The organism is Ancylothrix sp. D3o (assembly GCF_025370775.1).
In the GTDB taxonomy this organism is placed as follows: Bacteria; Cyanobacteriota; Cyanobacteriia; order Cyanobacteriales; family Oscillatoriaceae; genus Ancylothrix.
The window spans coordinates 406,419-426,955 of sequence record NZ_JAMXEX010000003.1 but is presented as its reverse complement, the minus strand read 5'-3'; the positions used below and the strand labels follow the sequence as shown (position 1 = coordinate 426,955).

21 protein-coding genes are annotated in these 20,537 nt (G+C 42.6%); 8 read left to right on the top strand and 13 right to left on the bottom strand.

The window, feature by feature from the left end:
- Positions 1 to 57: 57 nt before the first annotated feature.
- The gene (locus NG798_RS09170) at positions 58 to 609 is read right to left on the bottom strand and encodes an Hsp20/alpha crystallin family protein (RefSeq protein ID WP_261222122.1); all 552 of its coding nucleotides are present in this window, start codon (positions 607 to 609) and stop codon (positions 58 to 60) included.
- Between the two features lie 314 nt (positions 610 to 923).
- Here NG798_RS09170 and NG798_RS09165 point away from each other — a divergent pair, with 314 nt between their 5' ends.
- From NG798_RS09165 to NG798_RS09155, 3 genes are all read left to right on the top strand, one after another.
- The gene (locus tag NG798_RS09165) at positions 924 to 1,121 is read left to right on the top strand and encodes a DUF2281 domain-containing protein (RefSeq protein ID WP_261222120.1); all 198 of its coding nucleotides are present in this window, start codon (positions 924 to 926) and stop codon (positions 1,119 to 1,121) included.
- A 252-nt stretch (positions 1,122 to 1,373) separates the two neighbouring features.
- Positions 1,374 to 1,655: an ATP-dependent Clp protease adapter ClpS gene (gene clpS, locus NG798_RS09160; RefSeq protein ID WP_261222119.1), complete on the top strand. Its 282-nt coding sequence runs from the start codon at positions 1,374 to 1,376 to the stop codon at positions 1,653 to 1,655.
- An 84-nt stretch (positions 1,656 to 1,739) separates the two neighbouring features.
- Entirely contained in the window at positions 1,740 to 2,582 is an 843-nt protein-coding gene (locus tag NG798_RS09155; protein WP_261222117.1) for a CPBP family intramembrane glutamic endopeptidase, read from the top strand.
- Positions 2,583 to 2,593: 11 nt separating this feature from the next.
- Here NG798_RS09155 and NG798_RS09150 read toward each other — a convergent pair whose 3' ends face one another.
- The 7 genes from NG798_RS09150 to NG798_RS09120 all read right to left on the bottom strand — a co-directional run bounded on the left by NG798_RS09150 (position 2,594) and on the right by NG798_RS09120 (position 9,752).
- Positions 2,594 to 3,238 carry a pentapeptide repeat-containing protein gene (locus NG798_RS09150; protein ID WP_261222115.1) on the bottom strand — a complete coding sequence of 215 codons (645 nt, stop codon included), beginning with the start codon at positions 3,236 to 3,238 and terminating at the stop codon, positions 2,594 to 2,596.
- 34 nt (positions 3,239 to 3,272) lie between these two features.
- Positions 3,273 to 4,661 carry a DICT sensory domain-containing protein gene (locus tag NG798_RS09145; RefSeq protein ID WP_261222114.1) on the bottom strand — a complete coding sequence of 463 codons (1,389 nt, stop codon included), beginning with the start codon at positions 4,659 to 4,661 and terminating at the stop codon, positions 3,273 to 3,275.
- Between the two features lie 280 nt (positions 4,662 to 4,941).
- Positions 4,942 to 5,100 carry a hypothetical protein gene (locus NG798_RS09140; RefSeq protein WP_261222113.1) on the bottom strand — a complete coding sequence of 53 codons (159 nt, stop codon included), beginning with the start codon at positions 5,098 to 5,100 and terminating at the stop codon, positions 4,942 to 4,944.
- A 69-nt stretch (positions 5,101 to 5,169) separates the two neighbouring features.
- Positions 5,170 to 5,403: a hypothetical protein gene (locus tag NG798_RS09135; protein ID WP_261222112.1), complete on the bottom strand. Its 234-nt coding sequence runs from the start codon at positions 5,401 to 5,403 to the stop codon at positions 5,170 to 5,172.
- A 179-nt stretch (positions 5,404 to 5,582) separates the two neighbouring features.
- Complete coding sequence (locus NG798_RS09130; protein WP_261222111.1) at positions 5,583 to 7,490, bottom strand: bifunctional serine/threonine-protein kinase/formylglycine-generating enzyme family protein; 1,908 nt, start codon at positions 7,488 to 7,490, stop codon at positions 5,583 to 5,585.
- A 148-nt stretch (positions 7,491 to 7,638) separates the two neighbouring features.
- Positions 7,639 to 8,037: a hypothetical protein gene (locus NG798_RS09125; protein ID WP_261222109.1), complete on the bottom strand. Its 399-nt coding sequence runs from the start codon at positions 8,035 to 8,037 to the stop codon at positions 7,639 to 7,641.
- 143 nt (positions 8,038 to 8,180) lie between these two features.
- Complete coding sequence (locus NG798_RS09120) at positions 8,181 to 9,752, bottom strand: photosystem II high light acclimation radical SAM protein (RefSeq protein WP_261222108.1); 1,572 nt, start codon at positions 9,750 to 9,752, stop codon at positions 8,181 to 8,183.
- A gap of 470 nt (positions 9,753 to 10,222) precedes the next feature.
- Between NG798_RS09120 and NG798_RS09115 the strand changes: the two genes are divergently transcribed.
- The 4 genes from NG798_RS09115 (at position 10,223) to NG798_RS09100 (ending at position 12,986) form a co-directional block, all read left to right on the top strand.
- Positions 10,223 to 10,621, top strand: a complete 399-nt coding sequence (locus tag NG798_RS09115; RefSeq protein WP_261222106.1) for a DUF1830 domain-containing protein — start codon at positions 10,223 to 10,225, stop codon at positions 10,619 to 10,621.
- 88 nt (positions 10,622 to 10,709) lie between these two features.
- A complete protein-coding gene (locus NG798_RS09110) occupies positions 10,710 to 11,150 on the top strand; it encodes a DUF4079 domain-containing protein (protein ID WP_261222105.1) in 441 nt (146 codons plus the stop codon).
- A 71-nt stretch (positions 11,151 to 11,221) separates the two neighbouring features.
- A complete protein-coding gene (locus NG798_RS09105) occupies positions 11,222 to 11,788 on the top strand; it encodes a hypothetical protein (protein WP_261222104.1) in 567 nt (188 codons plus the stop codon).
- 421 nt (positions 11,789 to 12,209) lie between these two features.
- Entirely contained in the window at positions 12,210 to 12,986 is a 777-nt protein-coding gene (locus NG798_RS09100; RefSeq protein WP_261222103.1) for an ATP-binding cassette domain-containing protein, read from the top strand.
- A 210-nt stretch (positions 12,987 to 13,196) separates the two neighbouring features.
- Here NG798_RS09100 and NG798_RS09095 read toward each other — a convergent pair whose 3' ends face one another.
- Positions 13,197 to 13,979, bottom strand: a complete 783-nt coding sequence (locus tag NG798_RS09095; protein WP_261222101.1) for a response regulator transcription factor — start codon at positions 13,977 to 13,979, stop codon at positions 13,197 to 13,199.
- 667 nt (positions 13,980 to 14,646) lie between these two features.
- Here NG798_RS09095 and NG798_RS09090 point away from each other — a divergent pair.
- Entirely contained in the window at positions 14,647 to 14,901 is a 255-nt protein-coding gene (locus NG798_RS09090; RefSeq protein ID WP_261222099.1) for a DUF6761 family protein, read from the top strand.
- 225 nt (positions 14,902 to 15,126) lie between these two features.
- Here the strand turns inward: NG798_RS09090 and grxD are convergent, their stop codons facing one another.
- The 4 genes from grxD to NG798_RS09070 form a co-directional block, all read right to left on the bottom strand.
- Positions 15,127 to 15,450: a Grx4 family monothiol glutaredoxin gene (grxD, locus tag NG798_RS09085; protein WP_261222097.1), complete on the bottom strand. Its 324-nt coding sequence runs from the start codon at positions 15,448 to 15,450 to the stop codon at positions 15,127 to 15,129.
- 88 nt (positions 15,451 to 15,538) lie between these two features.
- Positions 15,539 to 15,793 (bottom strand): BolA family protein, encoded by a 255-nt coding sequence (locus NG798_RS09080; protein WP_261222095.1) that lies wholly within the window; start codon positions 15,791 to 15,793, stop codon positions 15,539 to 15,541.
- A gap of 166 nt (positions 15,794 to 15,959) precedes the next feature.
- Entirely contained in the window at positions 15,960 to 17,471 is a 1,512-nt protein-coding gene (locus tag NG798_RS09075; RefSeq protein WP_261222093.1) for a hypothetical protein, read from the bottom strand.
- On the bottom strand, positions 17,468 to 20,537 hold a 3,070-nt coding region (locus NG798_RS09070; RefSeq protein WP_261222092.1), incomplete at its 5' end, for a CHAT domain-containing protein. The genes NG798_RS09075 and NG798_RS09070, both read right to left, overlap by 4 nt.

The following is a 20,537-nucleotide window of genomic DNA, read 5'->3' as shown; positions in this document are numbered from 1 at the left end:
ATGTGGCGGTTTTGCGCCATACTCGGCGCTAATACCCCTTCAAGGGTTAAAAAACCTTTAGCCAGCCGATGTGTTTTCCCACAAATCCCCGGCTATTTCGCTGTCTGTGGCGCTGTTTTCTGCGGGGGTGGTGTGGTTTTCCGTTTTCCCCTCGGTTTGCGTTTGTGCGACTTCTGCGAGGTTAATTTTGACAACGCTGGGACGCACTGCTGAGACTTTTGGCAAGCTGAGGGTGAGGATACCGTTTTTGAGGTCGGCTTTTACTTGATCTTGCTCCACCGGCAAAGGTAGTTCAATCACTCGCCGAATTTCTCCATAGCGAAATTCAGTGCAGACAGCAGTGGCCGGTTGAGTGTAGGTACCGATGATTTGCACGGCTTGTCGGCTCACTTGGATGTCTAAATCTTTGGCTTCCATCCCCGGTACTTCTACTCGCAAAATCAAGGCTTCTTCGGTGTTTTGCAATTCAATTGCCGGCGTGCGGGTGGGCCGATTTTGTTGCGTTTTCACCGCGCAATTTCTGCTTTGAGGAACTTGATCAAACATTTTATCTAATTGAGTGCGGAGGTGATCAAGTTCGCGCCAGGGTTGTAAGTAAATAGGGTACATTTTTAGGTTGCCTCTCTTATAAATATTGATGTTTTGATTGCTGTTGCCTTCCATGTTTTTATCTTAGGTGTGCCGGTGCGGGTTGGCGTTGAGGCAAACCGTAATTTTGAGGGTGTATTTGCCGTTTATTTTCAATAATTCGGCTCTTACTATTTTGAGGTTCGGTTTAGCACACTTTTTGCCGTCAACTGCTAAATAGGAAGGAACTCTCAGATAATTTTGATGAGCCGGTGGGAAATGAGGCTAAAGCAGACTAGACATTTGAGGATAAAAACCAATATAATTAGCTAAAAGCGGTCTTTCAGGAAAAAACAATGAAAGTTAAAGGAATCAAACAAGGTAAAATCATTGAAATGTACGAAGAAATAAATATTGCGGATGGCTCAGAAATTGTGATTGAAATTGAGGGGGTTTATGAGAAGAAACGCTGGCCGGCAAAAGCAGGAAATGCCAAAGGATTAATCGAAATATCTGAGGATTTTGATGAGCCGGTAGAAGAGTTTAAGGACTAGATTTAATAATGATTTTCGGGAAATTTCAATTGAAAACTGGTTTGTCTAAATCCTATTACGAATGCTGAGATTATTGATAGCTGTGGTTGCCATCTCACGGCAGAAACTCCCCCAGCCTGCTTGACAAGTAAACCGAAATATGCGAGTTCGGTTATCCGTAAAACAAAACCGTTGACGAATAGAGATTGAGAGCCGGATCTTATTAAAATAGACGAAAGCAATCTTAAAAATTTACGAAAGAGGATAAAAGCTGTGTCAGTCGAGACTATTGCGAAAAGTTCAACGGTTCGCAAACTCGCACCACGTTATCGAGTTCTGCTCCACAACGACGATTTCAACTCGATGGAGCACGTTGTGCAAACTTTAATGCAAACCGTTCCCAGCCTAACTCAACCGCAGGCCGTCAGTATTATGATGGAAGCACACACCAACGGTCTCGCGTTGGTGATTACCTGCGCTTTAGAACACGCAGAATTTTACTGCGAAACCCTCAAAAATCACGGCTTAACAAGCACAATTGAGCCGGATGAATAACTCTTTTATTTCATCCCATTACCCCCTTTTTATCGTTCCCCGGCTCAGCCGGGGAACGCCTTAATCACAATTGGATAAAAAAGATTGAAACTCGAAATTGCTAAATTCGCCAAATACCCAGCACCGGCACGCCTGCTGATATTTTTGTTAATTTTAGTAGGTTTATGGGCACCGTTTGCTATCCCCATTTACGCTTTTGTAAAAGATGCAAACCTAGTCAGCATCATTACAATGGTAATTTTATACACAGAATTTATTGTGCTTGCGAGATGGTGGGGAAAAAACGTTTACCAGCAACCGCAAATTTTGCGAGATTACGGCTTACAATTCAACCGCAGAAATGGCAGAGATTTACTTAACGGTTTAGCGCTTGGTGTTATCAGTTTATTTGCCTTATTTATCACTCAAGGATTGCTTGGCTGGGTAATTTGGCAAAAACCGGCCTCCAGCCTCACCTTCACCATCTTAGAAGGCTTAATAATGTCGCTGGCGGTAGGTTTTGCGGAAGAATTACTTTTTCGTGGTTGGTTACTTGATGAACTTCAACGAAACTACAGCTTACAAATTTCCCTATTAGTAAATGGCTTAATTTTTGCCATATCCCATTATATCAGGCCGCTAGATGTAATTCTTGCAACGTGGCCACAAATTATCGGTTTATTCCTATTAGGATTAACCTGTGTTTGGGGAAAACTCTCTCACCAAGGACGTTTGGGTTTTCCGATGGGATTTCATGGAGGTTTAGTTTGGGGATATTACATTGTTAGAGTAGGAAACCTAACCAAATATTCCGGCAAAGTCCCCGAAATAATCACCGGCGTAAATCAAAACCCCCTAGCCGGCATTTTAGGACTATTATTCTTAGGAACAATCGCCCTTTGGATAAGCCAACAAACCAAAACAAAAACCCCAGAAACCAACCAATAAACCATCTTAATTTATTTGCCTTTGTCTGCGGTTAAAATAGTCCCTACCAAACAAGCACCTACCATACTTACCCCCTCCAAATTCGCCCCATCCAAGTCTGCACAAAGTAAATTGGCGCCGGTCAAATTTGCACCGGCCAAATTAGCAGAACGTAAATCCGCCTCTTCCAAATTGGCATCATTTAATAAAGCACCTTGTAAATCTGCACGACTTAAATCTGCACCACTCAAATTTGCCCCCGTTAAATTAGCCCCTCGCAAATCGGCCCCCCGCAAGTCTACGCCTTGCAAATTAACATTCATTAAATTTGCTCCACTTAAAAAAGCCCCGGCAAAAGAAGCTTCTGTAAGCTTTGCTGCCATTAGGCTTGCGCCGCGTAGGTTGGCCCCTCGTAAGTCAGCGCCGGTGAGGTCAGCCTGCATTAAATTTGCACCTAATAAGTTTGCCCGCAAGTCGGCTTCTACGCAGTTTGCACCCAGCAAGTTTGCCCCATCTAAACGTGATCTTTCAAGGTTAGACCGGCTTAAGTTGATGCCGGTGAGGTTGGCACCGACAAGGTTAATTCCTGTGAGATTTGCGTGGGACAAGTCTTCGTCTTCTAGGTTGATTCCGGGAAGGTTTTTTTGGGTTCCGTTTTTGATGGCTTCGATGTTCATAATTTTTTTTAACCGCAGATAAACGCAGATGGGTTTAGGGTTTTTGGGAAAGGTTTTTGTTTGTTCTTGTTTCGCTATCTATGTGGTAGTCTAATAGCCACATTCCGGCGGTGATTTTTGGTTGGGTGATTGGTAGGGTTAATCCTTGCTGCATTCCCATTACTAATAAGGTTAGGGTATCTACTAATTTTGGTTCCCATTTTTCGCCTTTTTCTGTTTGGCATTCTGCTACGGCTTGTAGTGCGTAATTAGCTGCATTTTCGGGGTTGCCGGTGTTTCGATATTTGACTATTTTTTGTTGGAATTCTGCGGCAAGTGCGATAATTCTTGATTCGAGGGGAATTTCTTCACCGCTGAGGCCGGCAGGTTTGCCGGTGCCATCCCAGTTCTCCGTTTGATGAGTTATTATTTGGGCGATGGCTTGCAGTTGCGGCATTCGGCGTAGCACTTGTGCTCCGGCTACTAAGGGGCAGCAGGGGCCGTCTTCTTGATAGCGGTTTGTATTCTCGGATATTATGTTATCTATGCGTTGGGCTGAGTCTAGCCGGTGGAGTAAGGAAGCAAGGCGTAGGCGTTTCATTTGCCATGCCGGCAAGTCGAGTAATTGACCGATGGTTTCGGTGATGGCTGTAACTTCCGCCGCCGCCATTGGGTTTGTGGCGTCTGCTAGATCCATGATCTGCGCCATTCGCAAAAAGGCTTGAATTTCGTTTGATATTAAGTTGCGATCTAAGGCTTTATGATTGGTATAAGTGGGAGTTTCTAATTCATGCTGTCCTTGTTGTAAGTAATCAATAACACGGGCAACAATTTCGCTTAAATCGTCTTTTTGCTCGACAAATTCTTGGCTTAGGGTTTCTAATTGTTGGGTAAGTTTTTGTTGTAGTTCGGGGTTGTATTTTCCGATGTGATCTATTGCTAATTCTATGGTTTCTTTGACGAGGGCCGGTTCAAATGTCCATAAGCCATAAAATTTGCGGTCGCGGTCTTCTTTGGGAATGCCGGTAATTCCATAATCTGCTTCGGATAACTCTTGACAAAGTACCATTGCTGTGTAGGTTGGCGATAATATTATTAAGTGCCATTCTTCAGCGACAGGATCGGTTTTGTCGAGGCTGACTAAATCAACATTTGGTAATTGACTGGTTGGGTGTTCTTGCCAGCCAGAGTTTGGGGAAGCCATAATCACAATTTGGCGAGATTTTTTTGCTAAGTCGCCGTAGCGTTCGGCTTCTTGCAAATACCATTTACCTTGTTGAAAGGCGGTGATGACGATGGGGGAGGTACGGGAGGCGAGGATACAGTCTTCGAGGGCGTGGCAGAGGGAAACTAGGGTATTTTTGTAATACACCCCAAATCTGACGGGCCGGGTACTGTTCTGGTGGGCGGCTTGTAGCTGCTGGACAATCGAGCCTTGTAACATTTATTTAGATTAATTTAAGCGGCGATTTTTCCTTTGAGTATAATACTGTATTTTGTTTTTGGGAGGGGCTCAGGGGGTTTTCCTCTGTTACAGAGTGGATAGCGTCGAGGTGATGGGTGACAATAGTCGCCGCCGGTTGAAACCGATGTCTACACGAATAAAACCCCCTTTGGGGGTTAGGAATATTATTTAATTCAGGACGTGATAAAGCCTATTTAGTCCGTAGGACTTTTTTCGTGTAGCCACCGATTTTAATCGGTGGTTGAATAGCTCTACTGCTTTACCAAATAGTATTTATATTCGATAATTGAATTTTGGTATCTCGACTGATCACCGGCACTCCTAAATGCAAAGCCGTCGCAGCAATAATCCGATCTGGTAAATCAGGCACTTGATGACGCTCAACTAGCTGCAACTTGGGTAATAAAGTTATTAGCATTTAGCGACAAACGCCTATCTCCAAACAAATACCAAATAACGGCATGAGTATCAGCAACAGCACGCAACACTAGATATCCTCTCTGGGAAAGTTTGCCCATGCTTCTTGCCGCATTTCCTCAATCTCTTCTGCCGAAGGTGCCGGCCCCAAATCTGCACATAAACCCCATAATGATTTACGAGGCTTGTTGTTACTAACCATCAATTCCTGTTCAATGTCTGGTGCTATTTGCTGAATTAAACGCATTTTATCCACCGAGGAAAGCTGTTTTGCTAACTGCAAAACTTCTTGTAACTTTACCATTTTTAAACCCAATATTTATTTAAATTATAACCAGAGCCTTGTCAAACTTGCAATCGGGTTTCTTGGTTGGGTTTGCCAGGGTTAAGAATCCCGCTTTCTTTGTTGAGTTTAAAAAAAATCGAGTCACCTGCCGACGGCAACCAAAAGGAAAAATAAAAGAAGGGAAAAGAGCAAAAGTGCTAAGGGCTAAAACCAGGGGAAACAGCTACACGAAAACCGCTGCTCGACCACCTGTCACCAGGCTGATGCCTGACACGATTAGCGCAACGGCAACTCCTGGCATTGCGGTCCCAAGAACCTCCACGCCGCAACCGGTATTGAGAATTACCTCCAGCTTCCCACGCGCTGCCATCTTTTGGCGCACCATTGTAGTTTTGATGCCAAACATCCAGGCACCATTCCCAAACATTGCCGTGCATATCATACAAACCAAAAGCATTTGGTGGAAAACTTCCTACATCTGTTGTTTGTTCACGATATTTTCCTTTTGGTGCCCAAGCGTAAGGATAATTGCCATCATAATTAACTAAATCTGGGGTTATTGTTTCCCCAAAATAAAAAGGTGTGGATGTGCCGGCACGACAAGCGTATTCCCATTCTGCCTCACTTGGTAAGCGATAATTACGTCCTGTTAGTTGCGAAAGTTTTTGACAAAACTGCACCGCATCATCCCAAGATACAGTTTCCACCGGCCTATTATTGCCTATAAAATTCGAGGGATTATTCCCCATCACCGCTTGCCATTGCGCCTGGGTTACGGGATATTTTCCCAGATAAAAAGGCTTAACTGTTACCTGATGCTGCGGACTTTCATCACTCTCTCGTATTGCTTCCGTTTCTGGGGAACCCATCATAAAAGTTCCACCTTGTATCGCCACCATTTCCAAACCTACTCCATTGCCGAGATTATCTTTAAAAAATTGGGTTTGTGCCTGCCGGCGATTCATAATTTCCCCCCATGAATTCACCGTAACAGTGGTAAAATCAAAATAAAAAAGCTTTGGATTTTCGTTTGATGGTGTGGTTGGAGTTTCAGTCGGTGTTGGTGTAGATTTTGGTTCAAGGGTTGGGGTATAAATCGGTTCTCGTAAAGGCGTTTCTTTTGCTAATACTACGTTTTCCGGTTGTTTATTCCAAAAATCTTTACTGATCACCGCCACCACAAACCCCACTCCGCCAAAGGCTGCAAGCTGTAACCAATTCCGCCGCGTCACAGTATTTTGTTGTGGTATAACTGGTACAGTCGGGGGAATTTTTAACCCTAAAGAATTTAATGCTTGTAAAGCGTCAGTAGCATTTTGATAGCGTTGGCTAAAATGGTCGCGTACCATCTTATCTAAAACAGCAGCAAACTCCGAACTAACCTGTGCGTTATTTCGCCAAATAACCTCGCCATTGTTCGGATTTTCTGGCAATTGATCCGGCGAAATTCCTGTTAAGCCTTGAATACCAATCATCCCCACAGCATAAATATCGCTGCACAATTTTGGTTTACCTCTTGCCTGTTCACTAGGAATATAACCGTGAGTGCCAACAACAACTGATACAGTAGTTTGTCCTTGAGAATTGATTATTAAAGTGCCAATTTCTTTAACAGCACCAAAGTCTATCAAGACTATTTGACCATCATCTTTGCGGCGCATTAAGTTGGCCGGTTTTATATCCCGATGGATGACGTTATTCTGATGAGCAATTTCTAAAGCTTCTAAAATACCTTGCAAAATGTCTCTGACTTGTTGCTCACTTAATCTTCTCCCAGGAATGAGTTCTTTGGTTAAATCTTCTCCATCAATGAAGTCTTGGACAAAATAAAACTCGCCTTTTTCTTCAAAGTGCGCGGAAAGTGTAGGGATGCGCTCACTTTTTTGACCAAGTTTATATAAGACTTGTGCTTCGCTTTCAAATAACCGTCTGGCAATTGGCAAAACTGCGGGATTGGGATCTTTTGGTTTTAAGTGTTTGACGACACAAAAAGGATGTCCGGGTAAATCTTTATCTTGGGCTAGGTAGGTGTCCCCAAAACCTCCATATCCCAGGAGTTTTATGATTTGGTAACGGTTCCTTAATAGGGTGCCGGCGGGTATCATAGGGTTGAGCGAGCGTAGTTTTTTTGATTATTGCATAATTGAGTTGATTATTAATCCATCACCGGCAGATTGTAAACCGGCCCCAGTCAAACTTAAAACCGAGGCCGGTTATTTCACATCAAAAAAAGCAATCTAATGCAAACCAAATTTAATTAGATTGAACCACCCGCTCTCTTTGAATCACTTTGCCATTTTCATAAATCACTAGCTCTTTCTCGTTAATTTGATAGATAACGTTGCCATTTAAAGCACTGTAAGACCCATTTTTATATTCCACCTGGCTGACATTAATCATATTGTCAGGATTGCCTTTTTCTATGCCTTGATAAAACAATTTGTCATCTTGGCCTTGACAAATGAAAACATAAAAGTTTGGCGTTTCAAAAGAACTCACCGGCATTGCTTTCGGACAAGCTCTATCAGCTTGAGCAATTTTTACAGGAGTGATTGGTACTGCTTGGACTGCCGGTGTGAGCAAGCAAAATGCGCCAATTCCTGCGAAGGCGAGTTTAGCAATTAGGCTGGAACGTTTGGAAAAGGTTTTCATTTTCTAAATAATTCGGGGAAACTCTAATTCAATTCAAACTGGCTTTTTTTATTATGTCAAGAGAAAAATATAAATTTATTGTAAAGTTTTTCCAATAAAAAACCCGGTTTTTTAAATAAACCGGGTTCGCGAAACCACCAAAATTAAGCAGAAACTAACTCTTTTGGTTTATCTTCAACCACCGGCGCAGACAAAGCCTCCTCCAACGGCGCACAGCCCAAACGTTGCTCTAAAATCCGCATAACCTCGCGTCCAAAATCATTAGGATTTTGTTGCCACGCTTGCAAACAAACCTCGCCAAAAAATGAGCCAAAAGGTTCAGGATTCCAAAGCAACTTTCTAGCTGTCCAAGGCATTATACTCATCGGATCGTAACCAGGTTTAAGAATATTCTTCTTAAAAGCATACTCTTCCAAAATTGTATGCGGTTGCAACCCAATAAAGAAAATAGCAGGTTCCACCTTATCTTCACCAAAAATTCGCTCTAACTCCCGGTGATAAGCAATAGTTTGGCGGATAGTTTCGTAGGTTTCATCAATCACATTAAACGAGTAATTAACCGAAACCAAATCATTAAAGCCCGCAGCTTTTAAATCACGGCAATTTTCCAAAACCGTGCGGAGATTGTAACCCATCCGCATTTTTCGCACCAGTTCTTGAGAACCGCTGGTAATACCGATCTCAAAATAATTCATGCCGGTTTTTGCCATCAAGTCGCATATTTCTGGCGTTAAATTATCCGCCCGAATATAGGCAGCCCAATGAATATCAGTCATCCCCGAATCGATGATTTTATTCAGCAATTCCACCACATCATCCATAAACTTTCGCGCTGGGATAAATTGCGCGTCAGTAAACCAGAAATTTCTAACTCCGCGTTTATAAAGTTGCTGCATTTCTGCGACAACTTCATCAGCGGGATTAACTCTTACTTGCTTGCCTTCAATGACGGTATAAATGCAATAACAACAGTTATGCGGGCAACCGCGTTTTGTTTGCACGCCGATGTAAAAGTCTTTGTCTTGCAAGTAATATTGAAATTCTGGCCAAATAGTCTCGATGTAGTCGTAGTTACAGGCGGTTTTTTCAATGGGTGTCGGTTTTTCGTGAATTAATCTTTCACGGGGAATTGTTTCACCGGCCACATAACAGCGTTCATCGCTAAGGTCTTGCTTTTTGAGCAATTTTTCGAGGAGGGTTTCGCCTTCTCCTACAGATACAATGGTGCCGGCCGGTAAACTATTTCCTAATTGTTCGTAAAAAACGCTAACTGCACCACCACCCACCACTACCCGCGCTTGGGGATTGTATTTTTTTGCAGTTTTTAAGCCGCGTTTTATTAATCCTAAATTGCGCCAAAGTTCGGTGTAATAAGCGGTGGTGATCCGCAGTCCTCCCAACGCGCCCCGTAGTTTGAGGAAGGGATTTTTGGCGTAATAAAATTCAAAAGCGTTTTGCAGAGGGTTTCCGCCGCGTCCACCCACCGGCGCATAAATTTGGATATCCCGCCACGAATATACAAGCAGGGTGGGTTTAAATTCGTTTACACAGGCATCTAACGCACTGCCAAAGTCCAAGGGTGGGACGGTTCCCAAGTCAAAAATACGCTGTTCCACGTCTGGGAAAAGTTTGTGGACGTGATCACTGAGGTAAACAACCCCAATGGGAAAGATGGGGTTGCATGGTAGGCGAACGTACAAAATGCGGTCTGTCATGGGGGGTGCTGTTACAGGTTTCTGAAACGGCCTTTATATAACTTAACAATATCATTGCCTTTATGCCGGTGTGCATTACGGGGCGATCAAGATTTTTTATTGCTCCCACTTGCTAGGTTCGATTGGCTGGTATTCTCTGAGATGAGCAAGCTGCCGGCTTGATTATTAAAAAAATTTATCTTTTAGCTCTTCGGTTAAACTTTACTTAAAGCTCTCTCTAACTAAGCTTAATTTTATTTTAAATAATGCAAGCTATAGCAAATTTGCCTATGGAAAACTGCAAAGGCTACATAATGCACAAAGTTTAGGGTATGTCAATACATCAATAGATTTAAATAATCCGCCCGATATACCAAAAGGATGAAATCTAAAGAAATATATCAGTTGGTAGCCCTCTTTACAACATCTGGGGATCAGCAAGTGTTAAGGTTTATGATGTAATTTGTCGTGGTGCAAAACCCCTCACACCTATGGCTCAAATCCTTGATCCCATCCCCACTGACCGCAGCGACCGGCACATTGTTTGCTGCTATGTTAATGCAACCAGCAAAATACAAATCGCACGGATCACAAATATTCAAAACTGGTATTTTGAGCGGGTAGTCTTCCCCGGCCAGCGCTTGGTATTTGAATCTTTTGCCGAAGGGCTTTTAGAAATCCATACTGGAATGATGGCGAGTGCAATTTTATCAGATAAAATTCCCTGCAATCGACTACGGATCAGCGAACAAAAAAGCGCTGGCGTTGACTTAGGCGGGGAGATAAAAGAAGAAGCGATCAACATTATTAAAACGGGGGTTGAAGCAATTGCCAAAAATCGCCCGATCTCCAGACCTATGAGGGCCGCAGCTTTAACAACAGTTGATTAAACTCAAATTTTAATATCTGTCAGGGTAGTTGACTACAACTCTATAGGATTTGCTATGATTCAATAGCTGGAATTTTTGGAAAACCGCCTTGAATCTGCCTTCCTTTTTGTGGTTGTGGAAAATAGCAGCTTGGTCGATGGGATTTTCCATCCTCGCTTATCTGCTACTAGCAATAACCGGCCTATCGATTTTTCAGGCAAGGCAAACTCGTAGCTACCGGCGCCGGTATTGGCTGCGAAGGTTGCATTACCTGATTGGTATCTCTATGGTAGCCTTGGTGCTGTTATTGCTTTTTATCGGCATTATTGGCACTCTCGGACACTACGGGACACTTGGCCATTCAGGCCATTTCATCGCCGGTTTTACGGTCGTAGCTTTAGTTTTAATATCTGCTTGGAGTGCAACACAAATTAGCCCCCAACGCCGCTGGGCAAGATGGGTTCATATTTCCACAAATTTCGTTTTATTTTTGGCTTTTTCTTGGGTTTCTTGGACTGGTTGGCTCGTTGTGCAAAAATATTTACCGTAACGGGTAATTAGCCCACAGACAATCATCAAACCAACAATTACCCGTCCCCAGTGATTAATGACAAATGACGAATGACTAACCAACAAACCAAGCCACCCGAAACCCCTGCTTTAGGAGTTTTTAGAATTTCTCCTTTAATTCGTCTGACCCTTTTAAGCTTGTATATTGCCTTAACACTTCCCCTACCCTTTTTAGCTGAAATGGCCGATGCTCCTCTGTCACCGGCTTTTTTATGGGTGGGTTTAGCCATAGGTTTAGGGTTGCTTTATGGCGCTTTAAGCGAGCGAGTTATTGTTGATGACACCGGCATTTCCGTCAGATATCCGGCTTGGTTTCCCCTCCGTAAAGGGTGGTTTTTGCCTTGGCAAGACGTGCAAGCTTTAAAGCCAAAAACCACCGGCCAAGGCGGTTTAGTTTATTATTTTCTCAGCAAAGAAGGCAAAGGATATCTATTGCCGATGCGGATGGTAGGGTTTGCAAAATTTGTCCAACTTGTCCAACAAAAAACTAACCTAGATACCCGCGATGTTCGTCCTTTGGCTCAGCCTTGGATGTACATTATCTTGTTGAGTTTTACATTTTTGTTATTGCTGGTAGATGCTTGGACAATTTCCACAGCCATAGCAATGAGTCATTAGTCATTTGTCATTTGTCGGTTTTTTAGTGAAGACAATTGAGCAATTTAATTCAAATAAAACCGCCTCTTAAACAAGAGATTTCTTAAATTTATTAAGAAAATCACTCCACAGAGGCTAGATGCTTTTACCCTGATTTACTAAAAAGCTTGTGGAGCGATGAACGTATTTTTCGGATTAAGATATTATTAAAACATAAGAAAGAGATTCGTTTTCTCAGTAAAAGCACGGAACTTTGCTCAGTGAAATTACGGAAATTGTCGAAAAAAACCAAAGCGAGTTATTAATTATTGGGTTAAACTAAAAACACGCATTGCTTAACCAAGCTACGAAATTATCTAGGAATAATTTTAAATTTGCCCGTAACCCCCACAAAATTTTTCCCCTAAAGAAAATAAGAAAACTGAACCTGTCTACGTTAAAATTGAAAAAAACTATCCTAAATTCCTCAACCATAGAAACTTATCAAGTGCGCCTCGATCAAGTCAGCCTCACTACCTCCCTGGGTTCCCAGTATTTAGTTAAAGATATCTCTTTTGAAATCAATGCCGGGGAAAAAGTGGCCATTGTTGGCCCTTCTGGGGCCGGCAAAACTTCTTTGTTACGCTTACTAAATCGTCTCAGCGAACCCACCAGCGGGTCAATTTATATAGAAAATCAAGATTACCGGCTTTTACCAGCTATTCAACTTCGCCGCGACATTATGCTGGTACAACAAGAATCAAAACTTTTAGGAATGCCGGTAAAAGATAGCCTGGTTTATGGGTTAAAACTGCAAAACTTGAATCCCCAAATTATTCGAGATCGTCTGATTACATGGATAGAAAAAATGCGCTTACCCAATGATTGGATGGAAAGAACAGAAGTGCAATTATCCGCCGGTCAGCGTCAATGGGTAGCCATAACACGAGCCTTAATAACACAGCCAAAAATTCTTTTACTTGATGAGCCAACCTCCGCCTTAGATGCCGGTCGGGGAACACAGCTTATCTCCGTTTTAAAAGAACTCGCCAGCACCACAAAAACTACAATCTTAATGGTAAATCACCAGTTAGATATGGTGGAAGAATTCGCTACTCGCGTGCTGCACATTCAGGAAGGTAAATTAATTGCAGATATGCCGGCATCCCAAATAAACTGGCAGCATCTACGCCAAAGCTTAATTGAAGCCGAACAAAAAGCCGCTGAAGAATGGGATTAACCTAACCACCCCCAGCCCCTCTTGCTGACAAGGGAAGGGGGGAAAAGATATGGTAAGGGAGAGAAGATAGGTATTTTTAAAGAAAGAAACAGAGAACAAAAATTATCTCTCTTCTCCCCCTTATCTACAAAGGAACTAAGCTCAGGGGTTAGGTTTAGGAAGGAGAATGAAGCCGGCATAATTTAAACAATTAAACAACTTCCTAAACTTCTAATTCCGGTTATGATCACCGGCCCCAACTTGAGAAAGTTGGCGCATCGGCTTAGTCGCCACAGAAGCCAGGGAAGTTTCCGCATTGTAGGCATTATTTAACGTATCGATGTTAAATCGATATCCGACATTGCGAACTGTTTGAATTAAGCTAGGCTGGCGGGGGTCAGTTTCAATTTTTTTCCGCAAAGATAACACATGAGTATCAATGGTGCGGGGGTTATCGATAGCATCGGGCCACGCGCGCCGCAACAACTCAGGCCGGCTCAGGGGGAGACCGCCGGCTTGGGCCAAGACATAAAGCAAGCTAAATTCTTGGGGAGTCAACTCGATGTGATCGTCTTGAACGCGCACTCGGCGTTGCACTAAGTCAATTTTCAGATGGCCATAATCTAAACTGATCGGCGGCGTAACGGTTTTATGCCGGCGGATCAAAGCTTCTACCCGCGCCAGAAACTCTTGCATTCCGAAGGGTTTTTTCAGATAGTCATCGGCACCGGCTTTGAGTCCGGCCACAATATCCGCTTCGGTGATGCGAGCACTGAGGATGAGGATCATTGACTGCTGCTGGCCGTGCAACCACCGGCAAAACTCTAAAGAGTCGCCATCGGGCAATTCTGAGTCAAGAATGACTAAATTTGGCTGCCGGTTATAGAATACCTCGCGGGCATGGCGAATATCGGCTGATTGGTGCACCGTATAGCCTACTTGCTGAAGATGCCAGCCTAAAAGCGAACGTAAATGAGGGTTTGCCTCAACAATTTGAATAGAAATTAATACCACAAAACTGTACCTTTAAGGGAAGTGGTTTTAAGGTTAACAGAGCATTTGTCATGGTTTTGTAACCTCTGTTACTGCCGGTGCGTTGGCCGGTGTTGAGTTTTGCGAAAAAATCGGGCGTTTGCGAGGGTTTCACCGCAAATACAAATGACGGAGCGAAAGAATGTTACGATAAGTTAAGAATCCTGAGAACTTGCCAAAAAGACTGGATCGCTAACCCAAGACGCGATTTATTTAGATCAGGGGGTTAGTTGTCTGCTCAAAGCAAGAATCGTTGAGGGCCAAAATCTTTTATTTAAGGTGGACAGATGCTATCCAAAAAATGAGAACTCTGCCAAAAAGCATAGCCTCAACTCTTGTTTAAGCCGGTGTCTCAACCTTAAAGATGAAGAAATTAGCAAAAATAATCAGCACAATTAGAGAAGGTTTGCTAAACTACGGATTCCATACACCGATCCTCGACCGGAGAGCGCATTGTTAAAAAGGCCCATCTAAGCCAGCAAGTATCTGCGAGCCACCACTCCCGAAGCTTTGGTTTCCCAGTGACCCCACAGAACAATGTTTGACCCTGTTACGTCGGTAAGAGAAAAACCTGGTCAACTTATTTCAGCAACGACGGCCAAAACAATCTTATTTGTGCTTGCATACCCATCTGCCAGGAGGTTTAACCATGCTTCAAGATACTTTGACCATCCGGTATTACCAAAAGCTTACCGATGCCCTTGTTGAACAGTGGAATCGGGGTTATCGTTTCGATGAATTGCGGCTGTATTTAGATGGCTATGTGGCTGCTCTTAGACACACGAACGCCCTGGAACCTTATCTCATTAACAGGCTTGAAGAAGAGGCAGTTCGCTATCTCTACGACCGCTCAAACTTTGATATGCTCCAGCCTCAGCCTGAACCGGAAACTGGTTATTATTAACTAGGCGGTAATGATTTGTTTGAGCGCTGAAAGCTTCGTGAATCACCCCCATTTAACCCCCATTTAAGGGGGGCTTTGAGGTTGGTTTTAAAACGTTTTTTTTAACAATCCACAGTAAGAGTCTTTAATATATTGCCTTAAGCTATTGCTTAAAATCAGTAGCTAAAAGCTCGAAGTCCCCCACCGGGGGACTTTGCTTTTTTCAAGTTTGGTTTTGACCGGCATTTAAGAAGCTAGAGCAACTTCTAAGACTTCTTGCAATTCGCCTTTCTGGTAAAGCTCGATCAGAATATCGGAGCCCCCCACAAACTGCCCATTAATATAAACTTGGGGAATGGTTGGCCAGTTGGAGAATTCTTTGATGCCTTGGCGAATTTCCCAATCTGCCAAAACATCAATGGTTTCGTAGGGGACGCCCATTGCATTGAGAATTTGCACGACATTATTAGAGAAACCGCACTGAGGCATCAGTTTGGAACCCTTCATAAAAACTAAAATTTTGTTCTCTTTTACTAAGTTGTCGAGGCGTTCTTTGAGTTCTGGTGTCATGGTTGTGCTTGCAATTCGTTAGTTGTTGAGTCAGCGCTGGCGGTTGAGATGGTAATACCGACTGTTAATTAGTCTATCGCTCTTGGTGTCACACCGGCTGGCCGGCAGCGGCCCAAGAAGCAGGGGTATAGGTTTTTAAGGCTAAGGCGTGAATGGCGTTGCTGTCCATTGCTTCTCTGACGGCAGCATAAACCATTTGGTGTTGTTGCACTAAGTTTTTGCCTTCAAATTGGGCGGAAATTACTACTGCTTCGTAATGTTCTCCGTCGTTGGTATAGACTTGAATTTGTGCGTCTGGCAATTGCTCTTTGATCATTGCCTCGACTTGATCTGGTTTAACCATTGTGTCTCCTTTGTATTTCTGTCCCTATTAGGGATTTTACGTTAGATGCCGGTTTTGGGAGAAGATTATTTTTTAATTGTTGTGATTGTCAGATAATTTACCGAGGGCTTAGGCAAAGAAACCAGGTTTCTAAGCTCAACGTGGCTAAGTCGTGTTACCTTGTTGTTTAAGGTTGAGTGCGGTCGGCTGGCTTAATTGTCTTAGGTTTGCGCGAAAACCCAAGAAAAGCTGATTCGCCTTTGATAAATTTCGACACCCGCCCGACAACATAAATTAACAGCCAGCCTAAAAATGGCAACGAACCGACACCCAGACTGATACCAATAGCTTGAGTAATTTGATGAGGTGGAGAATTCCAGGGATATAATTGGATTTCTTGTGGTTTATCGGGTGGCTTCATGTAATAAGGCAATGCTGTAGCCGTAACACCGGCCACACCTATTCCTACACCAACAACAGCTACAGTAGTTTGCAATTGACGATCTCGCTCTTTTTCTGCGGCTTCATTATCTTGGAGGGTTTTTTGGAGGCTGCGATCAATCTTTGCTTGTTCAACTTCAACCAAACCCCGTAAGGTATTGATAAACTCCTTGATTAATTCTTTGCCTGGTTGAATGTAGTTAATATAGGTTTCTATCTGATCAAGGTAGCGCTTACAGGTAGTTTCACCAAACTCTTGCCAAGTGGAAATATCCCCCGATTGCCAGAATTTTTTTAAATAATTTTGATAGTTAATTTGATTTACTTTGATTGTGGTATAATGCGCTTGCAAATCTCGCATTTGCCGTTGATACTTTATAGATAGTTCTGGCATTGATTCCAGAATTTTTTGCAGTTCTTCTAATGGTTGATTTTGCTTAAACTTTTTTATATAATCTTCTAGTTCACTATAAACTTTTCTGGCTTTACTATAACTATCTCGCGCTTGTTCGTAGACATATTCAATTTTGTGGCGAGTCCAGAGTGAGGCAATTAAATCATCATAAATTGGGGTAATTTCTGGATCAATCGCTTTATTGTCAATCCAAACTAAAATTTTATAGCGTTTATTCGGCTGATTATCTTGGCTAATTTCATATTCAAATAAGGGAACTTTCAGTAATTTACCCTCAGCGACAAATCTAGCTGTAAATTTAGTAGATTTCAGAAACTCTTTCACAAAGATATCAGCTAAGTCTTGACCTTCTTTATCCTCTAGTTCTGGTTCTCCAAACAGCCAGATGGTTTCACCGAGGGTGGTTGCCGAACAATCTAAAAAGAGGCTACTGGGTTGAAATAGATTCAGTTTTTCGGCTGTGATATCTTGGTCTACATCTTCAGGATATAAAGTTAAATCGAAAGCGTAGGTATCGTGTAATAAAAATGGTTTGAGATTCCCGCTAATTTCTAACTCATTTTGTTTAATGGTAGTCAGTGTGATCGGCTTTTGAGCTTGAGTTAGCCAGATATTAATTAAATTTAACGCTTCTGTTTTATGTTTGAAAACCTTTGATTCTTTATCTAACTCATAACAAAGTAATTGGGATTTTAAATTTTTTAGTTCAGTGAAAGGTAGTTTTTCGCTTACTTGAATCACATTTTCCCAAATCAAATCGGCTTCCGGGGAAACTCGATCAAGAGATTCGGCGATAGTTTGATATAGATGGAAAAAATAAACACTGATACTAAAGTTTCTCATAGAGAGGTGTTTTCATCTCTTTCCGGAGTTTTTTCAGCAGAGACAGTCAGATTTTCTATCGTTTTTATCAAGATTTCACTTTTTTCTCCCGGCTTAGTAGACGATGTTGCATCTCTGGGTGATTTATCTCCCAATTTCATGCACTTAGCTTTGTACTTTCTCTCGATGGCTGGTTTGTCTTCTAGCCATTTCTCAATTATTTTGATGTTTTCTTCATCATTTTCTGTCAACTTATCTTTGAGAGAAATTAGGTCATTTCTCAGATTAACCAATAAATCTGATTGTTGAATTAATTGCTGGAAAACTTCTAATTTGCTGATGCTGTTAGCCATGTTTTGTTCTCCTTTGCCAGCCATGCAGAAGCCGGCCCAATAATAGGGATTTTGATATATCTTAGCATTAGCTCCTTGGGTTTCTTTGTCGTCTTCCAAGGAGTATTGTAAGATTTCTCGCCATTCTTCGTCTAGGAGTGGACATTTGTTTGTCCAGTCGAGAAAGCCTTGGATGTCGGTGTCTCGTAGCCAGATTTGTGCTTGATTTAATGCCAAGGCAAGTTTACCCGGTTTCTGGTAGAGGTTTTCGTAGGTTTTAATCAGTAAAATGGCTGTAGAAAAGGCATTTACTGACCATAAAGTGACGTATAAACTGGGACTACCTGCTAACATAAAACCGCTGGTGAGGCTGATGTATTCGTCGGTGTTGTCGAGTCGAACTTGTCCAGTTTCGCAGGCGGAAAGGGTGACTAGGCTGCATTCACTGAGGTTGAAATAGCCGATTATTTCTTCTAGGGTGAGAGTGCCATCGGCTAGTTGTAAACCAGATTTTAGGGGTTCGTTGAGGTTGAAATAACCATGACAGGAAAAGAAGAGATGATGGCTATCGGCGACTTGTTCGGCTATTTCTAATTTTTCCTTTGATTTTTTGCCTTTCTTGGCATTGTTTTTAGCTAAAATTTGTGGGTTTGGGAAGAGATTTTTGATGCTTTCTACTTCCATATCGGCAGCCATTAAGTCATTTTTGGGATCTTGAATGGCGAAAAATTTATCAAATTTACCTCGTTGGTATTTTTGGACTTGATGGAGAATTTGGCAACTGGGGGCGTAGGAAACTCCGTTATCGAAGCAGTCAATCAGACAGGGATTCGGGGGAAAATTTGAGTTATCGGGGTGAAAGCGTTGCCAAGTTTCCCCGCTGACAGGTAAGGCGTGGAGAGGGAAAAGGTGCAGGTAGCGGTGGGGAATTAGGATTAGTTTATCGCAGCTTTCGGGGATAGAATTAACTATCTCATCAATGTGGATAATTTCGGCTAGGTTTGTTAGTTTGGTTTCTAGGCTGTTTTCCCATTGTTGCCGGTTACTATAATAATCTCTTAAATATTCTTTTACCCAATCAATTAATCGTTTTAAATCCGACTCAGGAAAGGATAAAAACTGTGGTTGCGAGTTATCCTTAGTAATGATGAAGGCACAAAAGCTACTGCGTAAAATGTACCATTCGACAATGGCTGTTTTTTCATCGGCTAACTGCTTAATTTCACCAAAATTGAGGGGTGTATAGGGATATTTGACGGCTAAATCTTGGCGTAGTTGGTTGATAGTGGCATAGTTTTTTTCTTCAGCTTGTTTTAAGCGTTGATTTTCTTCAGCAATTCTCTGTCTTAACTGTTGCAACTCTTGGCGCACTTCGGCGGGGATTTCTCCTTTGGGATACAAATCTTTCACCGATAGCAACTCGATTAAGTTTTGCCCCTTAGAACGTTCGGCATATTCCACAGCTTCAGTGTAGCGCTGCATTTGGATGCAAACTTCTACCATACGCAGATATATTCTGTTATATAATTCAGCTAATTTCTCTTTGGTTTCATCCCCAGATTGAATCTCACCTCGTAAAAATTCTACTGTCTCAATTGCTGGAGAAAATCTATCATAAGCAAGTTGCCATTGCTGGTTGCTGCGGTAAAGATTCCCTAAATTAAATAAAGTTTCTGTATAATTTTGCGGGAAAGCCTCACGAGTTCTGATAGTTAAAGAATTTTTATAGCATTCGATCGCTTTTTCGATATTCTTTGCCCTGTCTCCCCTGATTCTGTCAGAGTAGGCAATTGCCAGATTATTTTGTGTCGTTGCCCATTGTTCGGGAACGGCATCGCTCTTGTAAACGGTGAGGGCGGCGGTGTAAAATGCGATTGCTTTTTCGATATTCTTTGCCCTCTGCCCCCTGATTCTTTCACGGTAGGCAGTTGCCAGATTATTTTGCGTGGTTGCCCAATATTCGGGAAAGGCATCGCTCTTGTAAACGGTGAGGGCGGCGGTGTAAAATTTGAGCGCTTTTTCGATATTCTTTGGCCTCTCTCCCCTGATTCTGTCAGAGTAGGCAAGTCCCAAATTATTTTGTGTCATTGCCCAATATTCGGGAAAGGCATCGAGCTTGTAGACTTTGAGTGCCTCTTTGTAAAATTTGATTGCTTGTTCGATATTGTCTGCCCTCTCTCCACTGATTCTGTCAGAGTAGGTAAGTCCCAGATTATTTTGTGTCATTGCCCAATATTCGGGAAAGGCATCGAGCTTGTAGACTTTGAGTGTCTCTTTGTAAAATTTGATCGCTTGTTCGATATTGTCGGCCCTCTCTCCCCTGATTCTTTCACGGTAGGCAATTGCCAGATTATTTTGCGTACCTGCCCAATCTTCGGAAAGGGCATCAAGCTTGTAGACTTTGAGTGCCTCTTTGTAAAATTTGATCGCTTGTTCAATATTGTCGGCCCTCTCTCCCCTGATTCTTTCACGGTAGGCAGTTGCCAGATTATTTTGCGTCATTGCCCAATATTCGGGAAAGGCATCGGGCTTGTAAACGGTGAGGGCATCGGTGCAACATTTGATCGCTTGTTCGATATTGTCGGCCCTCTGTCCCCTGATTCTGTTACAGTAGGCAATTGCCAGATTATTTTGCGTCATTGCCCATTGTTGGGGAAAAGCTTCGCGGGTGCGAACGCTGAGGGCATCGGTGCAACATTTGATCGCTTGTTCGATATTGTCGGCCCTCTGTCCCCTGATTCTGTTACAGTAGGCA